Source organism: Curtobacterium sp. UCD-KPL2560, from assembly GCF_001705035.1.
In the GTDB taxonomy this organism is placed as follows: domain Bacteria; phylum Actinomycetota; class Actinomycetes; order Actinomycetales; family Microbacteriaceae; genus Curtobacterium.
Genome location: NZ_MCIG01000102.1, coordinates 1 through 8,012 on the forward strand (window position 1 = coordinate 1; position 8,012 = coordinate 8,012).

Below are 8,012 nucleotides of genomic sequence, written 5' to 3' on the forward strand. Positions count from 1 at the left end.
CCGTCCGGACCGCCGGACAGGAGGCCCGCCCCGCCCCCGACGGCCGGCCCGCATCGTGCCCGGCGCGGCCACGATGGCCGCAGCGCGCAGCGCGGGGAGGCCCTCCAGCAAGCAACGAGCACGGTCGACGGGTGGACAAGCACCTCCGTACCCGCGCCGCCGACGTCTTCGGCTGGGAACTCCGCCCCGAGCAGGAGACCGTCGTCGACGCCGTGCTCGCCGGGCGCGACGCCGTCGCCTTGATGCCGACCGGCTCCGGCAAGTCCGCGATCTACCAGGTCGCCGCCCTCGGCCTCGAGGGCGCCGTCGTGGTCGTCTCGCCGCTGGTCGCCCTGCAGGAGGACCAGGTCGTCGGCATCGAGGACCACCCGGACGCCCCGCGCGCGGTCACGATCAACGCCACGCACGGGCACCGCGAGCTCGACGAGGCCTGGGACGCGATCGACTCCGGCGAGGCCCGCTACGTGTTCCTCGCCCCCGAGCAGCTCGCGAAGGACGAGGTCGTCGACCGGCTCCGCGAGGTCGGCGTGGCGCTCGTCACCGTCGACGAGGCGCACTGCGTCTCGAGCTGGGGCCACGACTTCCGACCCGACTACCTGGTGCTCGGCGAGGTGGTCGAGCGGCTGGGGCGGCCCCCGGTGCTCGCGATGACCGCCACGGGCTCCTCCCCGGTCCGGGCCGAGATCGTCGAGCGGCTCGGGATGCGCGACCCGCTCGTCGTCGCCACCGGCTTCGACCGGCCGAACCTGCGCTTCGAGGTCGTCCGGCACGCCGCCGACACCGACAAGCGCGAGGCCGTCGTCGCGCAGGTCGCCGAGCTCGAGGGCGCCGGCATCGTCTACGTCGCGACCCGCGCCGACACGCTCGTGTACGCGGACGAGCTCGTCGAGAGCGGACGCCGGGCCAAGCCGTACCACGCCGGTCTCCGCGTGCGGGACCGCGAGCGGGTGCACCACGAGTTCCTCGACGGCGAGCTCGACGTCGTCGTCGCGACGAGCGCCTTCGGCATGGGCATCGACAAGCCGGACGTCCGGTTCGTCGTGCACGCCGACGTGCCGGAGTCCGTGGACGCGTACTACCAGGAGGTCGGGCGGGCCGGTCGGGACGGCGACGTCGGCAGCACGACGCTGCACTACCACGCCGAGGACCTGGGTCTGCGCCGGTTCTTCGCCTCGGGGTCCCCGCGGCCGGCGTCGCTGCGCGCGGTGTTCGACGCGGTCCCCGCCGACGGGTCGATCGCCCGGTCCGAGCTGGCCGAGCGGTCCGGACTCGCCGCCCGCACGGCCGGTCGGTCCGCGAACGCCCTGGTCGAGGCGGGTGCCCTCGAGGACGGCGAGGACGGACTGCGGCGCGTCGCGGGCGGGCCGACCGACGCCGCGGCCGCCGCGCGCCTCGCCAAGGGCCACGCACAGGAGCGGGCCGAGGTGGAGGAGTCCCGCATCGCGATGATGCGCCGGTACGCGGAGACCTCGGGCTGCCGCCGGCAGTTCCTGCTCGGCTACTTCGGCGACGAGCTCGCCGTGCCCTGCGGCAACTGCGACACGTGCACCTCGGGCAGCGCGACCAGTATCGACGCCCACGGTGCGGACGGGTCGCACGACGCCGAGTGGCCGCCGGACGCCCCGGTCGAGCACGGGCAGTGGGGCCGCGGCACGGTGATGAGCACCGAGGACGACCGCATCACGGTGTTCTTCGAGTCGGCGGGCTACAAGACCCTCGGCCTCGCGGACGTCGACTCGCGGCACCTGCTCGAACGCGTCTGACGACGGCCCCGGGTTCCCGAGCAGCCTGCCCGGGACAGCGGAGGAAGGCGCGGTCGCTCGACCACCCGTCGGCGACCGCGCTCCACTCCCCCGAGCACGGTGAGTGTGCCCCGCGCCCGTGTCCCGCAGGTGTCCGCCGGGTGAACGGCACGGGAAGCCGTGCGGCTCAGACCGCACGCCGGACCGTGGCTGCGCATCCCGGACGGCCCGTCAGGCGTCCGGCGTACACAGGAGTCCCCCGGAACGAGAAGGAGCACCCATGAGCGACCCCGGCATCAGCCCCGTGGACGACCTCGACGCGCAGGAGCGCCGGAACGACGACCTCGACCGCGAGCACGTCGGTCCGTACGAGGTCGACGAGTCCGAGGAGTCCCTCGAGACCGTCACGAACGACGCCGTCGCGGGCGAGACCGTCGAGCCGCAGCCCGGCGACGGCTCGGACGACGGCCCGACCGGCGGTGCACCGCGTGAGGGCTCGCCCGACCTGTGGGAGCACGACGCGGACGAGGACCGCCCCGACCTCGGTGGCGACCTCGGCACGAAGCCGCTCTGACCCGACGAGCGGTCACGACGTGAGCGACGGTCGGACGGGAGGCGCGGCGCACCACCGGCACCGCGCCTCCCGTCCGGCGCACGCACACGTCGTCGACCGCGACCTGCGTCGCTGGCTCACCGACAGCACGCCCGTGGCCGCGGCCGGCCGCGCCGTCCTGCTGCAGATCGCCGACCCGGTGGTCGCGGCGGGGGTCCGGCGGCACTCCGACTTCGCGCGACGACCGCAGCAGCGGCTCGCGCACACCCTGATGTTCGTGTCCGCGGTCCTGGTCGGCTCCGAGGCGGACGCCGCCCTCGCCGCGGCGTTCGTCGACCGGGCGCACCGGCCGGTCGCGGGCGCGGACGACGTCGAGCGGCAGCGGTGGGTCGCCGCGACCCTGTTCGACTCGGCCCGGCTCGCACACGACCTGTTCGGCGACCCGATCGACGCCGCCCGCGCCGAGGACGTCCTCGCGGCGTACGCACCGATCGCGACGTCGCTGCGCGTGCCCCCGGACCGGTGGTTCGACTCGGTGGCCGACTTCGACCGCTCCTGGTCGGACACCCTGGCGACCCTGCGCGTCACCGACGACGCACGCGGTGTCGTCCGCGACCTGCTCCACCCGCGGGCCGCCCCGGCGTGGGTGCGCGCGGCGATGCCGGTCGTCCGGGTCGTGACCGTCGGCATGCTGCCCGCACCGCTGCGCGCCGCGTACGGCTTCCCGTGGGGCGCGCACGAGGAACGGCGCTTCCGGCGCACCGTCGCCGGCCTCCGTCGGGTCCGCGCGGTCGTCCCGCGGTGGGTGCTGCGGCTGCCGGCGCCCCTGCTCATCCGGGCGATGCGCCGGACGGCCGCCCGGCACCGCGCTGCCCGCCCCGCCTCCGCAACGGACTGACACGAGTTCTTGTCGTTCCGACAAGTACCGTGGTACGGTCGGGTCATGGCAGTCGAACTCAGCACCTGGGACGCCCAGGGCACACCGACGACCACGACGTTCTCCACCATGCGGTTCCCCGCCGGTGAAGCCCACGTCAAGGTCCAGGACGACGCCGACGCGGGGGCGACCACCGAGATCGCGACCCTGCGCGGCACCAGCGGCGACGACCTCGTCCTGCTCGGCATGTGGGCGGACGCGGTCCGCCAGCGCGGGGCACGGTCGGTCGCACTCGTCCCCTACCTCCCCGGCGCCCGACAGGACCGGGGCCTCCCCTTCGGCGCGAAGGTCTACGCTGACGTCCTCAACGGGTTCGGGATCGACCAGGTGATCGCCTTCGACCCGCACTCCCCCGTCATCGTCGGGCTGGTCGAGCGTCTCACGGTCGTCACGAGCGAGCAGGTCGTCCGCGACGCCGTGCTGGACGTCGAGGGGGACGCCTACACGGGGATCATCGCGCCGGACAAGGGCGCGGTCGCGCGGGCCACGGCGGTCGCCGAGTCGTGCGGCCTGCCCCTGTACCGAGCCGAGAAGCACCGCAACCCCGACACCGGCAAGCTCGACGGCTTCACGTGCGAGCCGCTCCCCGGGGACGGCCGGTTCCTGGTCGTCGACGACATCTGCGACGGTGGCGGCACGTTCGCGGGCCTCGCCAGCGCGACCGGCCTGCCGCGGGAGCGCCTGGGCCTCTGGGTCTCGCACGGGGTGTTCTCCGGTCGGGCCCCGCAGCTCGCCGAGCACTTCGCCGAGATCGTCACGACCGACAGCTACCCGGCACAGCAGGACGTGCCGGGCCTCCGCACCGTCCCGCTCAGCCCGTACCTCACGAAGGAGATCCGATGACCACCACGACGACGGGCCTCGAGCCCCGCACCACCGCCCCGAGCCCGATCGCGCCGCTCCTCGCGGTGGACGGCTACAAGCACTCGCACCGCCAGGTGTACCCGGCGGGCACGACCCGCATCCTCATCAACTGGACCAACCGGTCGAACGCGCACATGCCCGAGTCGACGCACGCCGTGGTGTTCGGGCTGCAGGCGTTCGTCCAGCGCCACCTGGTCGAGGCGTGGGCGCCGTTCTTCGCCGCCGACGAGGACACCGTCGCCGAGCTGTTCGAGCAGGCGCTCCAGGGCTACTTCGGCCCGAACCACATCGGCGTCGACCACGTCCGCGCCCTGCACCGCCTCGGCTACCTGCCGCTCGAGATCCGCGCGCTCCCCGAGGGCACCCTCGCCCCGATCGGCGTCGCGACCCTGACCGTCGAGAACACCGTCGACGAGTTCTTCTGGCTGCCGAACTACATCGAGACCGCGCTGTCGGCGTCGATCTGGCACCCCTCGACCGTCGCGACGAAGGCCCTCGCCTACCGCGACCTCATGGAGGAGTGGGCCGAGCGCACCGGCGCGGACCCGGCGAGCATCGACTTCGCCGCGCACGACTTCTCGTTCCGCGGGCAGTCGAGCATCGAGTCGGCGGCCGCCGGCGGCGCCGGGCACCTGCTGTCGTTCCTCGGCACCGACTCGATGCCCTCGCTCGACTTCATCGACCGCTACTACCCGGGCGACAACGGCTGGGTCGCCGCGAGCGTCCCCGCCACCGAGCACAGCGTGATGTGCGTCCGCGGTGCCGACGGCGAGCTCGAGACCTTCGAGCAGATCCTCGACGTCTACCCGACCGGCATCGTCTCGGCGGTGAGCGACGGCTTCGACCTGTTCAAGGTGCTCACCGAGACGCTCCCGCAGCTCAAGGACCGGATCACGGCGCGCGACGGCAAGCTCGTGATCCGTCCGGACTCGGGCGACCCGGTCGACATCGTCACGGGGACCGTGCACGGCGTCCCGCAGGACGAGCTGTTCCGCGAGGGCCGCAGCCACGAGGAGAAGGGCGTCGTCGAGCTCCTCGACGAGCTGTTCGGCCACACCGTGACCGCGAAGGGCTACAAGGTCCTCGACCAGCACATCGGCGTCATCTACGGCGACAGCATCACCCTCGACCGTGCCCGCCGGATCTACGAGCGCCTCGCCGCCAAGGGCTACGCGAGCGACAACATCGTGCTCGGCATCGGGTCGTACACGTACCAGTACATGACGCGCGACAACCTCGGCAGCGCCGTGAAGGCCACCTGGGCCCTCGTCGACGGCGAGCCCGTGGACATCCAGAAGGACCCGAAGACCGGCAGCGGCAAGAAGAGCGCGAAGGGCCGCATCGCCCTGCACCGCGACGCCGACGGCGAGATCCGGCAGACCGACCAGGCGACCCCCGAGGACGAGGCGACGAGCCTCCTCCAGCCCGTCTGGGTCGACGGTCGCTTCCAGGTCCACCAGTCGTTCGCCGACGTCCGCGAGACGCTCCGCACCGAGCGCGCTGCCCGCGCGGCGCGTCGGGCGGCGGCGTGACCGACGCCGCCTCGGCGGCCCGCGACCAGCCCCTCATCGCGATCGACGTCGTCCCGGTGTCGTTCACGACGGGGGGCGGGTTGCGGGTCGCCACCGCGCGTCGGGCGAACGCCCCGTACGCCGGACGGGAGGCGCTGCCCGGCGTGCTCCTGGACGCTGCGGAACGCCTCGCCGACGGGGCGCGGCGCGCACTGCGGACCAAGACCGGGATCGACGCGGCTGCGGTCCGGCACCTCGCCCAGGTCGGGGCGTTCGACGGGCCCGAGCGGGACCCGCGGGACGCCGCGGTGAGCATCGCGTTCCTCGCGGTCGTGGCACCGGGGCCCGGCGGGGCGTCGGACGGACCCCTGCGTGACGGAGGCGACCTGCGCATCCCGGGCGACACACCGATGGACCGACACTCGTCCGACGGGGGCGACCCGCGCCTCCCGGCCGATGCCCGGGCCGTCTGGCACCCGCTCGACGGAGGTGACCACGGCCTCCCGTTCGACCACGACGCCATCGTGCGCGCCGCGCGCGACCAGGTCCGGACCCGGCTGTGGCGGGACACCGCGCTGACCCGCGCCCTGCTCGGCGAGGTCTTCACCACCAGCGACGCGGCGCAGCTGCACGCGGCCCTGCACCGAACCCCGCCGGACGCCGGCAACCTCAACCGCGCGCTCCGGACGAACCCCGCGCTCGTGCGCACGACGGCCCCCGCACGGACCGGCGCCCGCGGCGGGCGTCCCCCGGCGACCTGGACGTGGACGGACTAGGCGCGGTTGGCTGGGGCCATGTCCGCTTCGCTGTCCGGTGACGACTCCCTGCACCTGCCCGAGTTCGACGCCCCGCCCGCATCGCCGATCGACCTCGCCCGGCAGTGGCTCGACGCCGCGTCCGAGCGCGAGGTGTCCGAGCCGATGTCGATGACCCTCGCGACCGCCGGTGCCGACGGCCGCGTGAGCGCCCGCACCGTGGACGTGAAGCGCCTCGAGGACCGCGGGCTCGTCTTCGGCACCTCGACCCTCAGCCCGAAGGGACGGCAGCTCGCCGAGAACCCGCACGCGGCGCTCCAGGTGTACTGGCGCGAGACCATGCAGCAGCTCCGGTTCGAGGGTCGGGCGGTGCAGCTCTCCGACGAGGAGTCCGACGCCCTGTTCGCCGACCGCTCGCCCAAGTCCCGCGCCGCCACCGTGATCGCCGACCAGTCCGACGTGCTCGAGCCGCGGACGCTGCAGGACCTCATCGACGACGCGAACGTGCTGCTGTCCGACACCGACGACGAGGTGCCCCGCCCGGAGGGGTGGGTCGCGTGGCGGTTGGAGCCCGAGATCGTGGAGTTCTGGCACGGCAGCCGCGACCGGATGCACCGGCGGTTGCAGTACGTCCGCGCGGGCGAGGGCTGGGACGCGGCGCGGCTGCAGCCGTAGCGGGCGCGGGACGCCCGCGCTGCGGGGCGCGCACGGGTTCGCCGGGCGCGGGGCGCCCGCGCACGCGTCGGTTCGTCCGGCGAGGTCCGCACAACGGGAAGCACGTCGCACCACGTGATCGCGTGGTGCGACGTGCTCCCCGTTGTTCGTGGGCACCCGACACCGCGCGGTAGCGTCGGCGGATGGGGAACGACGCCGCACCGACCGTCCGCCGAGCCGAGCCGCGGGACGCCCGCAGCATCGCCGAGGTGCACGTCCGGGCCTGGCAGGAGGCGTACGCGCACCTGCTCCCGGCCGCGTTCCTCGCCGCGCTCGACGTCGACGCCCGCGAGGACCGGTGGCGCGGACTCGTCGCCGACCCCGACCTGACCGTCCTGGTCGCCGAGCGGGACGGCAGGGTCGTCGGGTGGGCCTCGGCCGGAGCGGGACGGGACGACGAGCCCGTGCGGGACCGCGAACTCGAGGGCATCTACGTGCTCGCCGGGCACCACGGTTCCGGTACGGGCCAGGCGCTGCTCGACGCCGCGGTCGGCACCGAGCCCGCGTTCCTCTGGGTCGCCGACCGCAACCCGCGCGCCGAGGCGTTCTACCGCCGCAACGGGTTCGAACGGGACGGGGCCACGAAGCACGTCCCGATCGGTCCCGCCGGGCTCGACGCCGTCCGCATGGTCCGGTAGCCGGCGCGGCCGCGGGACCTGCCCGCTAGAGCTTCTCGATCGGTGCGATCTTGATGAGCAGCTTCTTGCGCCCCGCGGCGTCGAACGCGATCTCGGCGATGCGCTTGGCGCCCTGCCCGGTCACCGCGGAGACCGTGCCCTCGCCGAAGTCCACGTGCGTGATCCGGTCGCCGGCCACGAGCTCCATGTCCCCGTTGTCGCGGACCTGCCCGGACACCCGGTTCGCCCACTCGGTCTTCGGGCGGGTCTTCGCCGCCGCGGCCGCACGGTCGTACGACCCGCCGCCCCAGCCGCCACC

At 74.2% G+C, this 8,012-nt stretch carries 8 protein-coding genes and 1 pseudogene; 8 read left to right on the forward strand and 1 reads right to left on the reverse strand.

Annotation, left to right across the window (positions count from 1 at the left end; all coding sequences use genetic code 11):
* The first annotated feature begins 131 nt into the window (after positions 1-131).
* The 8 genes from BEP24_RS15155 (at position 132) to BEP24_RS15190 (ending at position 7,714) form a co-directional block, all read left to right on the forward strand.
* Positions 132-1,763 carry a RecQ family ATP-dependent DNA helicase gene (locus BEP24_RS15155; RefSeq protein WP_065964812.1) on the forward strand — a complete coding sequence of 544 codons (1,632 nt, stop codon included), beginning with the start codon at positions 132-134 and terminating at the stop codon, positions 1,761-1,763.
* A 259-nt stretch (positions 1,764-2,022) separates the two neighbouring features.
* A complete protein-coding gene (locus tag BEP24_RS17215) occupies positions 2,023-2,316 on the forward strand; it encodes a hypothetical protein (RefSeq protein WP_065964814.1) in 294 nt (97 codons plus the stop codon).
* Positions 2,317-2,335: 19 nt separating this feature from the next.
* Entirely contained in the window at positions 2,336-3,193 is an 858-nt protein-coding gene (locus tag BEP24_RS15165; RefSeq protein ID WP_065964816.1) for an oxygenase MpaB family protein, read from the forward strand.
* Positions 3,194-3,238: 45 nt separating this feature from the next.
* Positions 3,239-4,075 (forward strand): ribose-phosphate pyrophosphokinase-like domain-containing protein, encoded by an 837-nt coding sequence (locus BEP24_RS15170; protein WP_065964819.1) that lies wholly within the window; start codon positions 3,239-3,241, stop codon positions 4,073-4,075.
* Positions 4,072-5,628 carry a nicotinate phosphoribosyltransferase gene (locus tag BEP24_RS15175; RefSeq protein ID WP_065964820.1) on the forward strand — a complete coding sequence of 519 codons (1,557 nt, stop codon included), beginning with the start codon at positions 4,072-4,074 and terminating at the stop codon, positions 5,626-5,628. Before BEP24_RS15170 ends, BEP24_RS15175 begins: the two co-directional genes overlap by 4 nt.
* Complete coding sequence (locus BEP24_RS15180) at positions 5,625-6,383, forward strand: NUDIX domain-containing protein (protein WP_065964821.1); 759 nt, start codon at positions 5,625-5,627, stop codon at positions 6,381-6,383. The genes BEP24_RS15175 and BEP24_RS15180 overlap by 4 nt, the downstream gene beginning before the upstream one ends.
* Before the next feature lie 18 nt (positions 6,384-6,401).
* Positions 6,402-7,037: a pyridoxal 5'-phosphate synthase gene (locus BEP24_RS15185; RefSeq protein WP_065964823.1), complete on the forward strand. Its 636-nt coding sequence runs from the start codon at positions 6,402-6,404 to the stop codon at positions 7,035-7,037.
* A gap of 182 nt (positions 7,038-7,219) precedes the next feature.
* Positions 7,220-7,714, forward strand: coding sequence for a GNAT family N-acetyltransferase (locus tag BEP24_RS15190; RefSeq protein ID WP_065964825.1), 495 nt, complete (start codon positions 7,220-7,222; stop codon positions 7,712-7,714).
* A gap of 25 nt (positions 7,715-7,739) precedes the next feature.
* Here BEP24_RS15190 and BEP24_RS15195 read toward each other — a convergent pair.
* A pseudogene (locus tag BEP24_RS15195) lies at positions 7,740-8,012 on the reverse strand (ATP-dependent DNA helicase PcrA); the annotation flags it as partial.

What these genes read in the sequence shown, in the direction of transcription:
- BEP24_RS15190 (WP_065964825.1), top strand. Translation starts at nt 7,220, where the DNA reads ATGGGGAACGACGCCGCACCGACCGTCCGCCGAGCCGAGCCGCGGGAC.
- BEP24_RS17215 (WP_065964814.1), top strand. Translation starts at nt 2,023, where the DNA reads ATGAGCGACCCCGGCATCAGCCCCGTGGACGACCTCGACGCGCAGGAG.
- BEP24_RS15175 (WP_065964820.1), top strand. Translation starts at nt 4,072, where the DNA reads ATGACCACCACGACGACGGGCCTCGAGCCCCGCACCACCGCCCCGAGC.
- BEP24_RS15185 (WP_065964823.1), top strand. Translation starts at nt 6,402, where the DNA reads ATGTCCGCTTCGCTGTCCGGTGACGACTCCCTGCACCTGCCCGAGTTC.
- BEP24_RS15170 (WP_065964819.1), top strand. Translation starts at nt 3,239, where the DNA reads ATGGCAGTCGAACTCAGCACCTGGGACGCCCAGGGCACACCGACGACC.